The 15,465-nt window shown below is 64.8% G+C and carries 12 protein-coding genes; 10 read left to right on the plus strand and 2 right to left on the minus strand.

Going from position 1 to position 15,465, the window contains the following annotated elements; all coding sequences use genetic code 11:
- Positions 1 to 11 precede the first annotated feature (11 nt).
- From ACFQ3C_RS15120 to ACFQ3C_RS15130, 3 genes are read left to right on the plus strand one after another with little or no spacing between them, the layout of a single operon-like run.
- The gene (locus ACFQ3C_RS15120; RefSeq protein ID WP_380793514.1) at positions 12 to 920 is read left to right on the plus strand and encodes a dihydrodipicolinate synthase family protein; all 909 of its coding nucleotides are present in this window, start codon (positions 12 to 14) and stop codon (positions 918 to 920) included.
- Positions 921 to 932: 12 nt separating this feature from the next.
- Positions 933 to 2,453 (plus strand): aldehyde dehydrogenase (NADP(+)), encoded by a 1,521-nt coding sequence (locus ACFQ3C_RS15125; RefSeq protein ID WP_380793516.1) that lies wholly within the window; start codon positions 933 to 935, stop codon positions 2,451 to 2,453.
- Positions 2,454 to 2,458: 5 nt separating this feature from the next.
- A complete protein-coding gene (locus tag ACFQ3C_RS15130; RefSeq protein ID WP_380793518.1) occupies positions 2,459 to 3,169 on the plus strand; it encodes a ribonuclease activity regulator RraA in 711 nt (236 codons plus the stop codon).
- Between the two features lie 89 nt (positions 3,170 to 3,258).
- Here the strand turns inward: ACFQ3C_RS15130 and ACFQ3C_RS15135 are convergent, their stop codons facing one another.
- Positions 3,259 to 5,175: a TRAP transporter permease gene (locus ACFQ3C_RS15135; protein ID WP_380793520.1), complete on the minus strand. Its 1,917-nt coding sequence runs from the start codon at positions 5,173 to 5,175 to the stop codon at positions 3,259 to 3,261.
- A 67-nt stretch (positions 5,176 to 5,242) separates the two neighbouring features.
- Entirely contained in the window at positions 5,243 to 6,175 is a 933-nt protein-coding gene (locus tag ACFQ3C_RS15140) for a TAXI family TRAP transporter solute-binding subunit (protein WP_380793522.1), read from the minus strand.
- 283 nt (positions 6,176 to 6,458) lie between these two features.
- Here ACFQ3C_RS15140 and ACFQ3C_RS15145 point away from each other — a divergent pair, with 283 nt between their 5' ends.
- The 7 genes from ACFQ3C_RS15145 (at position 6,459) to ACFQ3C_RS15175 (ending at position 15,463) form a co-directional block, all read left to right on the plus strand.
- The gene (locus ACFQ3C_RS15145; protein WP_380793524.1) at positions 6,459 to 7,112 is read left to right on the plus strand and encodes a pyroglutamyl-peptidase I family protein; all 654 of its coding nucleotides are present in this window, start codon (positions 6,459 to 6,461) and stop codon (positions 7,110 to 7,112) included.
- Between the two features lie 337 nt (positions 7,113 to 7,449).
- A complete protein-coding gene (locus tag ACFQ3C_RS15150; RefSeq protein WP_380793526.1) occupies positions 7,450 to 9,072 on the plus strand; it encodes a flotillin family protein in 1,623 nt (540 codons plus the stop codon).
- Positions 9,073 to 9,131: 59 nt separating this feature from the next.
- Positions 9,132 to 10,379 (plus strand): urea ABC transporter substrate-binding protein, encoded by a 1,248-nt coding sequence (locus ACFQ3C_RS15155; protein ID WP_380793528.1) that lies wholly within the window; start codon positions 9,132 to 9,134, stop codon positions 10,377 to 10,379.
- Between the two features lie 53 nt (positions 10,380 to 10,432).
- The gene (locus tag ACFQ3C_RS15160; protein WP_380793530.1) at positions 10,433 to 11,302 is read left to right on the plus strand and encodes a branched-chain amino acid ABC transporter permease; all 870 of its coding nucleotides are present in this window, start codon (positions 10,433 to 10,435) and stop codon (positions 11,300 to 11,302) included.
- Entirely contained in the window at positions 11,299 to 12,342 is a 1,044-nt protein-coding gene (locus ACFQ3C_RS15165; RefSeq protein WP_380793532.1) for an ABC transporter permease subunit, read from the plus strand. Before ACFQ3C_RS15160 ends, ACFQ3C_RS15165 begins: the two co-directional genes overlap by 4 nt.
- A complete protein-coding gene (locus ACFQ3C_RS15170; protein ID WP_380793534.1) occupies positions 12,339 to 13,067 on the plus strand; it encodes an ATP-binding cassette domain-containing protein in 729 nt (242 codons plus the stop codon). The genes ACFQ3C_RS15165 and ACFQ3C_RS15170 overlap by 4 nt, the downstream gene beginning before the upstream one ends.
- Positions 13,064 to 15,463, plus strand: a complete 2,400-nt coding sequence (locus ACFQ3C_RS15175) for an amidase (protein WP_380793536.1) — start codon at positions 13,064 to 13,066, stop codon at positions 15,461 to 15,463. Before ACFQ3C_RS15170 ends, ACFQ3C_RS15175 begins: the two co-directional genes overlap by 4 nt.
- Positions 15,464 to 15,465 lie beyond the last annotated feature (2 nt).

The raw sequence follows: 15,465 nt of genomic DNA on the forward strand, positions 1-15,465 counted from the left end.
GGGGCAGGGACATGAGCGACAAGACCAAGGCGCTGGAGGCAGCGCTGACCGGGATTTCCGGCATCCTGGTAACGCCCTATGACGCCGAGGGCGAGATCGCGCCGGAGCGGCTGGCCCCCATCATCGACCATGCGCTGGGGGCGGGGATGCATATCCCGGTGGTCAACGGCAATACGGGCGAGTTCTATGCCCTGACCACGGATGAGGCTTGCACGATGGCGGCCGCCGTCGTGGACATCGTCGGTGATCGCGCGCCGGTGCTGGCCGGGGTGGGGCGCGGAATCCGCGATGCCTGTCGGCTGGCGCGGGCCTCTGCCCAGGCGGGGGCGGCGGGGCTGATGGTGCATCAGCCGCCCGATCCTTTCGTCTCGCCGCGTGGCATCGTGGATTACCTGGCAGCGATCAATGACGCATCGGGCGGCTTGCCGATGATGCTCTATCTGCGCAACGACGCCATCGGCACCGCGGCCATCGCGGCGCTGTGTGCCGTGCCCGGTGTGCGCGGCGTCAAATGGGCCACGCCCAATCCGATGCGTCTGGCCGAGGCGAAAGCGGCCTGTGACCCCGGCATCGTCTGGGTCGGTGGCCTGGCCGAGATCTGGGCGCCCGCCCTTTATGCCGTGGGCGCGCGGGGCTTCACCTCGGGGTTGATCAATGTCTGGCCCGAACGGTCGATGGCCATTCACGCAGCGCTGGAATTGGGGAATTACACCCTTGCCAACAGGTTGATCGCGGGCATGAGGACATTCGAGGATATTCGCGCCGCCGAAATGAACGGCACCAATGTGACCGGCGTGAAGGCCGCGCTGATGGCCATGGGGCAGGATTGCGGGCCGACGCGGCCGCCCTCGGCCTGGCCACTGACCGCTGCACAAACCGCGCAACTGGACCGGTTCATGCGCGAAAACAACCTGACCTGAAGGACAAGACCGATGACATTCACCCCTCACGGACGCCATCTGATTGCCGGTGACTGGATCACCAGCGACGCCAGCTTCCGCTCGGACCCAAGCCAGGGCCCGGCGCATGACTTCGGCGCGGCGACACCCGAACTGGTCGACCGCGCCTGCCAGGCCGCCGAAGAGGCGTTCTGGACCTATGGCCAGACCAGCCGCGCGGATCGCGCGGCCTTTCTGCGCGCCATCGCCGACGAGATCGAGGTCCGCGCGGCGTCCATCACCGATATCGCGACCCAGGAAAGCGGGCTGCCGCAGGCCCGGATCGAGGGCGAGCGCGGCCGCACCACGGGGCAGTTGCGCCTGTTCGCGGATCACATCCAGAAGGCGGATCACCTGGATATCCGCATCGATCCCGCGCTGCCCGATCGCCAGCCCCTGCCGCGCCCCGACATTCGCATGATCCAGCGCCCGCTGGGGCCTGTGGCGGTGTTCGGCGCGTCGAACTTTCCCTTGGCCTTCTCGACGGCAGGGGGGGATACCGCCTCGGCCCTGGCGGCGGGCTGTCCGGTGGTGCTGCGCGGCCATCAGGCCCATCCCGGTACGGCCGAAATCGTGACCGAGGCGATCCATGCCGCGATCGGGCGCTGTGGAATGCCCGCAGGCGTGTTTGCCTTGTTGCAAGGGGGCGGCAATGCGGTGGGGCAGGCGCTTGTGACCCATCCCCTGATCCGCGCCGTGGGCTTTACCGGCAGCCTGCGCGGGGGCAGGGCCCTGTTCGACCTTTGCGCCGCGCGGCCCGAACCGATCCCGTTTTTCGGCGAATTGGGCAGCATCAACCCGATGTTCCTGCTGCCGGCGGCCATGGCCGCGCGGGCAGAGGGGATCGCCCAGGGATGGGCCGCCAGCCTGACCATGGGCGCAGGGCAGTTCTGCACCAACCCCGGCGTGGTCATCGCGATTGCGGGGCCGGATGCCGACCGTTTCGCGGAAACCGCCCGCGCGGCCTTGGCGCAGGTGGCGGCACAGACCATGCTGACCGACGGGATCGCCGACGCCTATCGCGCAGGCAGTGCTGCGGCCTCGGCCGCACCCGGCGCGCAGACATTGGCGGCTGGTGCCGCCGCAGGGCGCGCGGCGCTGCCTGTCCTGCTGCGGGTAAGCGGCGATGACTGGCAGGCCGATCCCGCCTTGCATCACGAGGTGTTCGGCCCGCTGGGTATCGTGATCACCGTCCGTGATGCCGCGCAGATGATGGCGATTGCCCGTGACCTAGAGGGGCAACTGACCTGCACGCTGCACATGGATGCGGGCGATACAGACCTTGCCCGCCAGCTGATGCCGGTGCTGGAACGCAAGGCGGGCCGGTTGCTGGCCAATGGTTATCCAACGGGGGTCGAGGTTTGCGATGCGATGGTGCATGGCGGACCCTATCCGGCCAGCACGAATTTCGGCGCGACCAGCGTGGGCACGATGGCGATCCGCCGCTTCCTGCGCCCGGTGGCCTATCAGAACATGCCGGGCGCATTGCTGCCCGCCGAACTTCAGAAAGGATGAACGCGATGGATGAAACCCTGCATGAGATGCTGATGGGTGTCTCGGTCGCCACCCTGGCGACGGTGCTTTACAAGCGCGGCTTGCGCGGCCAGGTGATCCAGGGCGTGCATCCCGTGGCGCCCAAGGGGCGCAACATGGTAGGGCCTGCCGTGACCCTGCGCTATATCCCCGCGCGCGAGGATCGCAACGGGATCGCGGTCTTCCGAAATCCCGATCATCCGCAGCGCGTGGCCGTCGATACCTGCCCCGCGGGCGCCGTTCTGGTGATGGACAGCCGAAAGGACCCGCGCGCGGCCTCGGCGGGGGATATCCTTGTCACCCGGCTGATGATGCGCGGTGCGGCGGGTGTGGTGACCGATGGCGGTTTCCGCGACGCGCATGAGATCGCGGGGCTGGACATTCCCGCCTATCACGCACGCCCCTCCAGCCCCACCAACCTGACCCTGCACGAGGCGCTGGACCTGAACGTGCCGATCGGTTGCGGCGATGCGCCTGTCTTTCCCGGTGACATCATCGTGGGCGATGCGGATTGCGTGATCGTGATCCCGCAAGACATCGCGGCCGATGTCGCGGCCGAAGCGGCCGAAATGACGGTCTATGAGGATTTCGTGGTCGAACAGGTCAAGGCGGGTGCGTCGATCATCGGGCTTTATCCGGGCACAAGGCCCGAACATGCCGAAGCCTTTGCGGCATGGCGCAAGGACAAGGGCCGCTGAGGGCGTTTCAGACCACAGTCTGAAGGACGACAAAAGCCGGAGGGTCAGACCCTCCGGCTTTTGTCGGTCTTGACGGTGATCCTGCCTGTCTAGCGTTTGGCGCGTTGCGCGGCCTCGGCCTTGAGGGTTTCGGACAGGCTGACGCGGGGGGCATCCGCGTCCTCGTCCCAGGCGTCCGAGCGTTCGCGCGTGTTGATCAGCAAGGCCAGAAGCGCCAGCGCAAGGCCGATCGCATCGGTCATCAGCCCCGGATTGATCAGTGTCAGCGCCGCCGCCACCAGCAGGCCGCGCGCGATCCATCCCGTGGGGCGCAGCAGGAACCCGGCCAGCCCCGCCGCCAGGAAGGTCACGCCCATCGTGGCGCTGAAGGCGGTCAGCACGATCTCGGTCCAGGTGCCGATCATCAGCAGCGAGGGGCCGAAGACGAACATGAAGGGGATGATGTAGCCGGTCAGCCCCAGACGCACCGCCATCCATGATGTCGCCATGACCGGCGATTGCGCGATGCCGCAGGCGGCATAAACGGCGATGGCCACGGGCGGCGTGATGGCGGACAGGATCGCGTAGTAGAACACGAACATATGCGCCGCCGGGATCGACACGCCCATGTTGACCAGCGCCGGCACCAGAAGCGCCACCTGCACGATATAGGCGGGGGTGGTGGGCATGCCCATGCCCAGCACGATGCCCGCGATCATGGTCAGGATCAGCGCGAAGATCAGTTGCTGGCCCGCCGCTGCCTTGACCAGACCGGTGAAGGTCAGCCCCAGCCCGGTCTGTGCGATCACGCCGATCACGATACCCGCCGTGGCGCAGGCCAGCGCCACCGCGACCGAATTGACGGCACCGGATTCAAGCGCCTCGACCACCTTGGGCAGCGTCACCTCGTGGCGCGTGGTTTTACGCATCAGCACCACGGGCAGGATCGACAGGATCCCGCACAGCGCCGAGAAGGGCGCGGAATAGCCGCTCATCAGCATGCCGATGATCACCACAAGCGGCAGGAACAGATGCCCCTCGTCCTTGAGAACCTTGCCGACGCGGGGCAGGTCGGCGCGGGGCAGGCCCTTCATGCCGCGCTTGCGCGCCTCGAAATGCACCGCCAGGAAGACGGCCAGGAAATACAGCAGCGCGGGCAGAAGGGCATAGCCTGCAACGGTCAGGTAGCTGACGCCCATGAATTCGGCCATCACGAAGGCCGCGGCCCCCATGATCGGCGGCATGATCTGCCCGCCGGTCGAGGCCACAGCCTCGACGGCGCCCGCGAATTGCGGCCGATACCCGATGCGTTTCATCAGCGGGATCGAGAAGGTGCCCGTGGTCATGACATTGGCCACGGCCGAGCCCGAAACCGACCCGAACAGCCCCGATGTCACCACGGCCACCTTGGCGGGGCCGCCCGCCGCATGGCCGGTCAGCGCCAGGGCGAAATCCATGAACAGTTTGCCGATGCCGAAGCGTTCGGCCATCGCGCCGAAGATCACGAACAGCACCACATAGGTGGCCGAGACCTGCGCGGGTACGCCGAACAGCGCATCGGTGGTCATATATTGATATTCCAGCAGCCGGACCAGATCGGCCTGGGTGAAGAACACCTGATAGGACAGAAAGATCAGCGCGGTCAGCGGCAGGATGAAGCCGATCGCGCGGCGCGTCGCCTCGAGGATGGTGACCATCATCATCACGGCAAAGACCTGATCCATCACCGAGACCGGGCCGACATAGGCCATGCGCGTGTTGAAATAGGTCTGGTTGATCAGCGGATAGCTGGCGGCGGCCAGCGCGGCGCACATGAAGGCGATGTCGATGATGCCCGGCGCCTTGCCCCTGCGCGCCGCCGTCATCGGCAGGGCAAGATAGGCCAGCGCCATGGCAAAGCCGAAATGGGTGGCCCGCAGCGTGAAGGCGTTGGGGGGGCCGAACCAGGCCACGTAGAGGTGAAAAAGGCTCATCGACACCGCGACCGCAACGGTCAGGCGCCGGAGCCAGACATCAAGTGCCTGCATCGCGTTCATCCGCCAGAAAAAGGGGTCTGGACGGGCCGCACCGGGCGGCCCGCCAATCTGCCCGGGCTTATTTGCCCGCATTCGCCTCGTAGAAGGCCTTGGCGGCTGCGTGCAGCGGCACGCCGCCCGGATCCATCATCTTTTCCAGGGTGATGTCGCGCATCGCGGCGCTGATCGTGGCCAGATCGCCGCGCGATTCCCACAGGTTGGTCATCAGGGCGGTCACGACGGCATCGTCCAGATCGCAGCGGCCGATCAGCTGGGTCATGTAACCCACGGCCGTCACATCGCTGTCCTGTCCGGGATAGGTGCCCGCCGCGATGGTCAGCGAGGCGTAGCCGGGGTTGATGGTGTCACGCATCTTGCCGATGAACTCCTCGGTCAGCGGGATCATCGTGATGTCGGTCGAGTTGGCCAGATCCATGATCGCCGATGCCGGCGCGGTCGTACCCGCGCTGAACATGTCGGCATTGCCGTCCTGCACAAGGCCCACGCCATCCGAATAGGAGACGTAATCGACGCTGCGCATGTCTTCATAGCTGGTGCCGGCGGTCGTCAGGATCGCGCGCATCACCTGCTCGGCGGTATTGCCCACCGGCTGGGTCACGATGCGCTTGCCTTTCAGGTCATCGACCGAGGCGATGCCGCTGTCCTTGGGGGCGGCCATCTGGAAATACTGCGGATAGAGCGTGGCCATCAGGCAGATATTGTCGGCCTTGCCCTCGAAGGGCGCGCGGCCTTCCAGCGCATCCACGACCGAGATCGAGTTGCCGAAGGCCAGATCGGTCTGGCCGCCCTGCACGCCTTGGGCGTTGGCGACGCCGCCGCCCGGCAGCACCTGCACGCCGATGCCGTCATCCGACAGCATCGACTGGATCGCGCCACCAAGTGGATACCACGAACCGCCCTGCGGGCCGGTCATGATCTTGATCTGCTGTGCATTGGCCTGTCCGGTCACGGCGGCCATTGCGACCACGCCGGTCATAAGAATTCTACGCATTGGTTCCTCCCTGTAAGCGCATCGTCTCCGCGAACATGGCAGGGCCAGCGCGGGATTGCTTGTCCTGGCCGGTCCCTCTCCTCCTGGACCGGCCAATGGCAGCACTCCAACAGAGGATGCTTTGCTTGTCAAATATATTTACAACGTGAAGGACAACTGGCCGCGGGCCGGGCCGGAAGGCGGGCAGGGGGCTTGCCTGAACCGGGTGAATGCCGTCAGGATCAGCCCTGGCCCCGCGTCGCGGACGGACGGCGGACCGCGGGCCTATCGCAAGGAGAAGGGCATGATCCTCGTTACCGGATTTCAAAGCTATGCGGGCCGCAGCGCCAACCCGTCGGAACAGGTCGCCCATGCGCTGGACGGCATGACAATCGGCGGCATGGCGGTGCGGGGGCAGGGGCTGCCGGTGGATTTCCACGCGGTCCGGCGCGAATTGCCCGCGCTGATCGACGCCCTGCGCCCCCGCGCGATTGTGTCGCTGGGCCTCTGGCCGGGCGAGCCGATGATCCGCATCGAAAGGGTGGCGTCCAATTGGTCATGGTTCGAACTGCCGGACAATGCCGGACATCACCAGAACGGCAAGGTGATCGACGACGGGCCTGACGGCTATCTGTCCACCTTGCCCGCCGATGCGATGCAGGCGGCGATTCGATCATCGGGCCGGCCATGCCGGCAATCGGGCAGCGCGGGCACCTATCTGTGCAACGCGACCTCTTATATCACGCTGCATCACTGCGCGCAGAATCATCCCGATACAATCTCGGGTTTTGTTCATCTTCCATATCTGCCCGCGCAGGTGGCGGAACTGCTTAATGAAGTGGCAGACGAGCGCCGCCTTGAATTGCATCAAAGGGCCGATCTGGCCTCGATGCATCTCGATGACATGGTTGAATCCCTCAGGATCGGGCTGGATGTGATCGCCGGGTCCTGCGCCTGAGCGCACTGCCAGCGCGACGCAGAGCCCCAATTTTCGTTGGCTTACGAACATTATTACGGGCGGCTTCCTGTCAGATTTCCGGGTTTTGCCCTCATCTGACCATCACGGGTCTGCCGCCCGACAGCACACTTGCCAGAAAAGGATAGATTGCCGTAGCGTAAGATTATCCGGGCCATGAGTGTTGACAGTTTTTTCAACAGCAGCCTAGGCTCGCGATGGTGAACAAACATATGTTTGTCCGCATGGTCGACTGAGCGACGTGATGACGTGATGACCGGGGGGCGCCGTGTCGGCGCACCCACGACAAGGCACTGGAGAAGACGGAATGACGGTATTCGTGACTTTGATCGTTTTGGTTGTCCTGGCGATCCTGGTGATCCTTTTCCTGAACCGCTACTATCGCAAGGCAACCCGAGAGGTCAGCCTGGTGCGGACCGGTGCCGGGGGGCAAAGGGTCGTGCTGGACGGGGGCTGCATCGCGCTGCCCTTCTTGCACAAGGTGTCCGAAGTGAACATGCGGACCACCAAGCTTGAGATCGAGCGGCTGGGGCCGAAATCCATCATCACGAAGGACCGTCTGCGTGTGGATGTGGGGGCGGAATTCTATGTCCGGGTCCGGGCAAGTGCCGAAGGCGTCGCCACGGCGGCGCAGGCGCTGGCGGGCAAATCCTTCCGCTCGGCCGATCTGGCCGAAACCCTTGAGGGCAAGCTGGTCGATGCGATGTTGTCGGTCGCCGCGCGCTATACAATGGACGAATTGCAGGACAACCGGGCCGGATATGCCCGCGAAGTGTCCGACATCCTGACCGACAACCTGGCCCAGAACGGTCTGTTGCTGGAATCCGTGTCGCTGACGCGGATCGACCAGACGCCGTTCCATGCGCTGGATGAAAACAACGCCTTCAACGCGCTTGGTATGCGCCGCCTGGCCGAGATCATCGCCGTCAACAAGAAGGAACGCGCCGTGATCGAGGCCGATGCCGAGGTAGCCGTGCGCCAGAGCCAGCTGGACGCGACCAAGCGCAAGCTGACCATCAGCCGCGAGGAAGAAGAGGCGATGATCACCCAGCAGCGCGAGATCGAGATCGCGCGCTCGCGCTCGATGGCCGAAACCGCCGAGGAACAGGCGACATCCGAAAAACGCCGCGAGGCGGCGCGGATCGCCCGCGAACGCGAAGTGCGCCTGACCGAGATCAGCAAGGATCGCGAGTTGCGCGAACAAAGCCTTGCCGCTGAACTGGCGACCGCGCTGGCCAAGACCGAAAATGCGGTGCGGCTGGCGGCCAAGCGGGTCGAGGAAGCCCATGCCGAGGCCGAAGCGATTGCCGCCACCGCCGCAGGGGCCGAGGCCGAGGAAAAAGTCCGCACCATCCGCGAACAGGCCGCAGCCGACCGCGAAAAGGTGCTGGCGCTGATCCGCGCCGCCGAACAGGCCGAGGTCGACGATACGCGCGTGCGGTCGGAAGTGGGCACGCTGCTGGCGATGGCCGAGGCCGAGGCAAAGGCCATGCTGGACCGCGCCGAGGCGCAAAAGGCCAAGCTGATGGCCGAGGCCAAGGGCCGCGCCGCCGTGATCGAGGCCGAGAATGCCCAAAGCAGCGAACTGATGGCCATGAAGCTGGACGAGGCGCGCATCCGCACCCTTCCCGAAGTGGTCGAACGCATGCTCAAGCCCGCCGAGAAGATCGAAAGCATCCGTATCAACCATATCACCGGCATGGGCCATTCGCACGGCGCGGGCGGAGAGGGTGGCGGCGGCGATGGCAGCACGGTCAACCAGCTTGTCGATGGCGTGCTGTCGATGGCGCTTCAGCTTCCGGCTGTGCAACGGCTGGGCGAGGAGGTTGGCATGAATATTGGCGACGGTGTGCGCGGCGTGACCTCGCAACTGGACCGCCGCAGCAGCGGGACCTCCCGCAGCAAGAAAACGGACGGCAAAACGTCCGACACCAAGGACTGATGCGGTCAGGGCGCGCAACGCCTTCCGCATTCGTCACAACCCCAACAGGAGAGACTGCCATGACTTTTTCGCGTAGGAGTTTTCTTGCCGGATCTTCCGCACTGGCCCTGTCATCTGCCCCGATCATCGGGCGCGCGCAGGGTAGCGACAAGATCATCTTCGCCTCGATCCTCGACCTTTCCGGGGGTCTGGACATCTACGGCGCGCCGATGGCCGAAACCACCAAGATGGCGATCGACGACATCAACGCCGCCGGTGGCCTTCTGGGCCGCGAGGTCGAGCTGAAACTGTATGACGCCCAGTCGACGATCCAGTTCTACACCCAGTACGCCACCCAGGCCGCGGCGGGCGACCGTGCCCATACCGTGCATGCGGGCATCACATCGGCCAGCCGCGAGGCGATCCGCCCGACGCTGGCCCGCTTCAAGACCCTCTATTTCTACAACACCCAGTACGAGGGCGGCGTGTGCGACTACAACACGTTCTGCACCGGCTCGACCCCCGCGCAGACCGTGGCCAAGGTCGTGCCCTACGCGATGAACAAATGGGGCAAGAAGGTCTATATCGTCGCGGCCGATTACAACTATGGCCAGATCACCGCGCAGTGGATGCAGCGTTTCGTAAAGGAAAACGGCGGCGAGACGCTGGATGTGGAGTTCTTCCCGCTGGATGTGACCAACTTCGGCCCGACCATCAACAAGATCCAGACCGCGAAGCCCGATTTCGTGATCTCGGCGCTGGTGGGTGGCGCGCATGTGTCCTTCTACCGCCAGTATGCGGCGGCGGGCATGAACAAGGAAATCCCGATCGCGTCCACCACCTTCGGTGTGGGCAACGAGCAGACGCTGATCTCGGCCGAGGAGGGCGATGGCATCATCGCGTCCTATTCCTATTTCGAAGGGGCGGACAACCCGACCAACACCGAGTTCCTGTCGCGGCTTGAGGCGCGCCTGGGCGCGGGCCGTCCGGTGATGAACGAACTGGCCGTGCGGTCCTATGAGGGTGCGATGCTGTGGGCCGAGGCCGTGAAGATGGCCGGCACACCCGACCGCGACCCGGTGATCGAAGCGCTGCGGTCGGGCCTGACCTACAATGGCCCGTCGGGCGCGGTGACGATCGACCCGCAGACCAACCACTGCAACATGAACGTCTATATCGGCGATCTGAAGGATCAGAAGTGGAACATCGTGGAAAGCTACGAGGCCCAGCCGCCTGCGGATACGCAGCTGGTCTGTGACCTGGTGGCGAACCCTGACCAGTCCACCTTCCTGTTCGAGAACGGTCTGGCCGCAGCCGGGATCGAGTAACACCCTGCGGGTCCGGCCGTCAGGCCGGACCCCCTTGCCTCGGAGCGCCTTACGTGGATCTTGTCGTCGCCGTCCTGTTCCAGCTGATCTATGTGATCGCCAACCTTGCGCTGATCAGCCTGGGTCTTGCGATCATCTTTGGCATGATGCGGGTGATCAACCTTGCACATGGCGAGTTTCTGATGCTGGGCGGCTATACGGTCGTCGTGGCCACGAATGCCGGGATCAACATCTGGGTCTCGATGCTGATCCTTGCCCCGCTTGTCGTGGGCATCATCGGCGTGATCGTCGAACGCCTGCTGATCCGCTGGCTTTACGGGCGGATGGTGGACACGTTGCTGGCCACCTGGGGGCTGTCGCTGCTGCTTGTGGGGATCGTGACGTCGATCTTCGGGGCCTCGACGGGCACCACGGTGTCGCCACCGCTGGGTGTCGTGCGGATCGGCGATTATTCCGCATCCGGTTATGAGCTGTTCCTGATCCTTGTCACCATCGTGCTGCTGATCGGGGTCTGGCTGACGCTGCGCTTCACCAAGCTTGGCCTGCTGGCGCGCGGCACGATGCAGAACGCGGAAATGGCATCGGCCCTGGGGGTCTCGACCAGCCGCATCTACATGGTGACCTTCGGTCTTGGCGCGGCCGTGTCGGGCCTGGCGGGCGGTTTGCTGGCGCCGATGACGGGCGTTCTGCCCACGATCGGGGCGACATATATCGCCAAGGCCTTCATCACCGTCATCTCGGGCGGGTCGGCCATCCTGGCGGGCACCACGGCGGGGTCGATCCTGCTGGGCGGGCTGAACGGGATATTCTCTTTCATCGCGGGATCCACCTTTGGCGAGATCGCGCTTCTTCTGGCCGCCATCATCCTGCTGCGCCTGATGCCGCGCGGGATCACCGGCCGCTTCTTCCGGAAATCGCTATGAACAGCGGCATGTTGCGCCAGATGCGCCCGACCTTCGTCTATGCCCTGCTGGGTGTGATCTTCATGTTCGCGGCCCCCAACGTGCTGCAACTGTTCACCATCATCAACCTGACCACGGCCATCGCCCTGGCCGTGCTGGCGCTGAGCCTGGCGCTGATCTGGGGATATGGCGGCATCCTGTGCTTTGGCCAGGTCGCGTTTTTCGGGCTTGGCGCCTATGTCTATACGATCTCGGCGATCAATTTCGGCGGTTCGACCTGGGCCATCCTGATGGCGGTGCTGGTCACCTCGGCGTTTGCCGCCGCGCTGGGGTATTTCATCTTCTATGGCCGGGTCTCCGACGTCTACCTGGGCGTGATCACCCTGACCGTGACGCTGATCTTCTTCTCGCTGATCCGGCGCACGTCGGGGCCGGAATACAAGATCGGCAACGCGCTTCTGGGTGGGTTCAACGGTGTCTCGTCACCCCCCATCAATCTGCCGTGGAACCCCTCGTCCTTCCTGTTTCCCGAGCATGTGTTCTATGTCGCCATGGCGGCGCTGATCCTGTGCTATGTCTTCGTGGGCTGGCTGGTGAACACCAAGTTCGGCCGCGTCTGCGTCTCTATCCGCGAGAACGAGCTGCGCGCCGAATTGCTGGGCTATGACGTGCGCGCCTACAAGCTGGGCATCTTCACCATCGGCGCCGGTATCGCGGCGATCGGGGGGGTGCTGTTCTGCAACGGTGTCGGGCGGATCACCCCGGATGTCTTCAACCTTTACAACGCGGCGCTGACGATCATCTGGGTGATCGTGGGCGGGCGCGGCACGCTGATCGGGCCGGTGGGCGCCACCTTCGCGCTGTTCTACCTGACCTCCGCGCTAGGGGGGCAGACCGTGCTGAACAACAACCTGGTGCTGGGTGTGATCCTGATCATCTTCGTGCTGCTGGTGCCCAAGGGCGTGGCCCCCACGATCATCGACTGGGTCAATGCGCGGCGCCGGAAATCCCCCGGGCGGGTGCGCCGTCGCCGTGGCGGCAGAACGGAGGACGCGCAATGACACGGCAACGTGGCGATGTGGTCGTCGAGACCCGCGACCTGTGCATGCATTTCGGCGGTGTGCGCGCGGTGGATCAGGTGGATTTCACCCTGTTCGACCGTGAATTGCGCTGCCTGATCGGCCCGAACGGCGCAGGCAAGTCCACCTTTTTCAAATGCCTGACCGGCCAGCTTGTGCCCACATCCGGCGAGGTCTTGATCCGTGGCCAGGACATGACCGGCGCCGAGCCTTTTCAGGTGGCAAGCCTGGGCGTCGGCATCAAGACACAGGTGCCAAACGTCTTTGACGGGCTGAGCGCCGAGGAAAACATCTGGCTGTCCGCCCGCCGCTGGCATGGCGACGCGCGCGCCCGCACCCTGACGGCGGAGACCATCGAACGGCTGAAGCTGGGCGATATCCGTCGCACGCTGGTGGGCCGGCTGGCCCATGGGCAGCGCCAGTGGGTCGAACTGGGCATGGTCGTGGCGGCCGAGCCGTGGCTGGTGCTGCTGGACGAACCCGCCGCCGGCATGACCCACGAGGAAACCTACCGCACCGCCGAGCTGATCGAGGAGATCAACAAGACATCGGCGCTGATCGTGGTCGAGCATGACATGCAGTTCATCCGCATGATCTCGCGCACGGTGACGCTGTTTCATGAAGGACGCATCCTGATGCAGGACACGATGGAGGCGATTTCCGCCGACAAGCGGGCCCGCGAAGTCTATCTGGGGCACCGGGCATGAGCGCGCTGTTGAAGATTTCGGGGCTGCGCGCCGGGTATGGCCGTGTGCCCGTGCTGCACGGGATCGACCTGTCGGTGACGGATGGCGAGATCCTGGGCGTGCTGGGCCATAACGGCATGGGCAAATCGACGCTGCTGAAGACGCTGATGGGGATCATTCCCGCATCGGGTGGCAGCATGATCTTTGACGGGCAGGATATCGGGCGGCTGCGGTCATCCGGACGGGCGCAGCTGGGCATCGGCTATGTGCCGCAGGGTCGGGGGATTTTCCCCAATCTCAGTGTGCGCGACAACCTTCGCATGGGGATCGCGGCCCATGACCTCGAAGAGGATGCGGCCATCGACCGGGTTCTGGCGGATTTCCCGCGCCTTGAACGCCTGCTGGATCGCGATGGCGGCGCGCTGTCGGGGGGCGAGCAGCAATTGCTGGCGCTGGCCCGCTGCCTGGTGTCCGAACCTGACCTGATCCTGCTGGACGAACCGACCGAGGGCATCCAGCCCTCGATCATCGACGAGATCATCGACCTGCTCAAGGAACTGAACCGCCGCGAAGGCCTGAGCATCGTGCTGGTGGAGCAGAGCCTTGATTTCATCACCGCCCTGTCGGACCGCGTGTTGCTGATCCAGAAGGGCAAGATCATGGGGGAGGTGTCAGGCTCGGAAGCTGCCGACCCCGCCCTGATCGAGGAATTCACCGGCCTTGGGGCAGGATCCAGCGGGGGCGGCGGCAGCGGCAAGCCCGCGTCGGCCTTCACGTCGGGCAAGGCCCCGCCGGCAGCACCGCCCGCGTCACCGTCACAGGCCCAATCCGCAAGACCGGGTGCCGCGGCACCTGCCCAAAGACCCGCCACACTGGCACCGTTGCAAGAAAGGATGTCCTACATGACCGTCCAGCGCCCCACCCATTCGCAGATGAAGACAATCGTTGAAGAACTGGGCATGCATATGTCGGATGCGCGGGTTCAGGAATTCCTGGACGTGATGCAGGGCACGCTGGATGCCTATGACATCGTGGATGCGCTGCCCGATTACCTGCCGCCCGTGCTTTATCCGCGCACATCCGGCTATCGGCCCACGGCCGAAGAAAACCCGATGAACGCCTGGTATGTGAAAACCGAGATCAAGGGCGCGCCACGCGGGCCGCTTCTGGGCCGGTCGATCGCACTCAAGGATAACGTCTGCCTTGCGGGCGTGCCGATGATGAACGGGGCATCGACCCTCAAAGGCTATACGCCCGATATCGACGCCACCATCGTGACGCGCTTGCTGGATGCGGGTGCCACCATCGTGGGCAAGGCGCATTGCGAATATTTCTGCCTGTCGGGCGGCAGCCATACCAACGCGACGGGGGCGGTCCATAACCCGCACAAGCATGGCTATTCGGCGGGCGGATCGTCCTCGGGATCGGGCGCGCTGGTGGGGGCGGGGCTGGTCGACATGGCCATAGGCGGCGACCAGGGCGGGTCGATCCGCATGCCCGCGTCCTTCTGCGGTGTCTATGGCATGAAGCCCACCCATGGCCTTGTGCCCTATTCGGGGATCATGCCGATCGAGAACACGATCGACCATACCGGGCCGATGACCCAGAACGTCATGGACAACGCCCTGATGCTTGAGGTCATCGCCGGGGCCGACGGGCTTGACCCGCGCCAATATGACGTGCGTACCGACAAATACACGGCGGCCGTGAACCGGGGCGTCTCGGGCCTGCGGATCGGGGTGGTCAAGGAAGGGTTCGGACATCCGCAATCCGAGGCGGATGTGGATGCATCGGTGCGCGCCGGGGCCGAGATGTTCCGCAGCCTTGGGGCGACGGTCGATGAAATCTCGATCCCCTGGCACCTGCATGGCCCCGCGATCTGGACCCCCATCGGCCTTGAGGGGCTGACCAACCAGATGATGCTTGGCAACGGTTTCGGCACCGGATGGGAAGGGCTCTATACCACCTCGCTGCTGGATTATCATTCCAACTGGCGCTCACGCGCGGACGAGCTGTCGGATACGCTGAAAATCTCGATGTTCGTGGGGCAGTATCACCTGAAACATACGCGCGGGCGCTACTATGCCAAGGCGCAGAACCTGGCGCGGCAGCTGCGCGAGGAATATAACAAGGTCCTGGCCTCTTATGACCTGCTGCTGATGCCGACCACGCCGATGAAGGCGACACCCCTGCCGCCGCCCGATGCCTCGCTGGCGCTGTGGACGCAGCGTGCCTTTGAAATGCTGCCCAATACGTCGCCCTTCGACGTGACGGGGCATCCGGCGATGTCGATCCCCTGCGGCATGTCCGATGGCCTGCCCGTGGGCCTGCAACTGATCGGACGCCGCTACGAGGAAAGCACGATCTACCGCGCCGCGGGTGCTTTCGAGCAGGCGGGCGACTGGCGCAAGATGTAAGA

It is taken from the genome of Seohaeicola saemankumensis (assembly GCF_042678485.1).
GTDB classification, from domain to species: Bacteria; Pseudomonadota; Alphaproteobacteria; order Rhodobacterales; family Rhodobacteraceae; genus Seohaeicola; species Seohaeicola saemankumensis.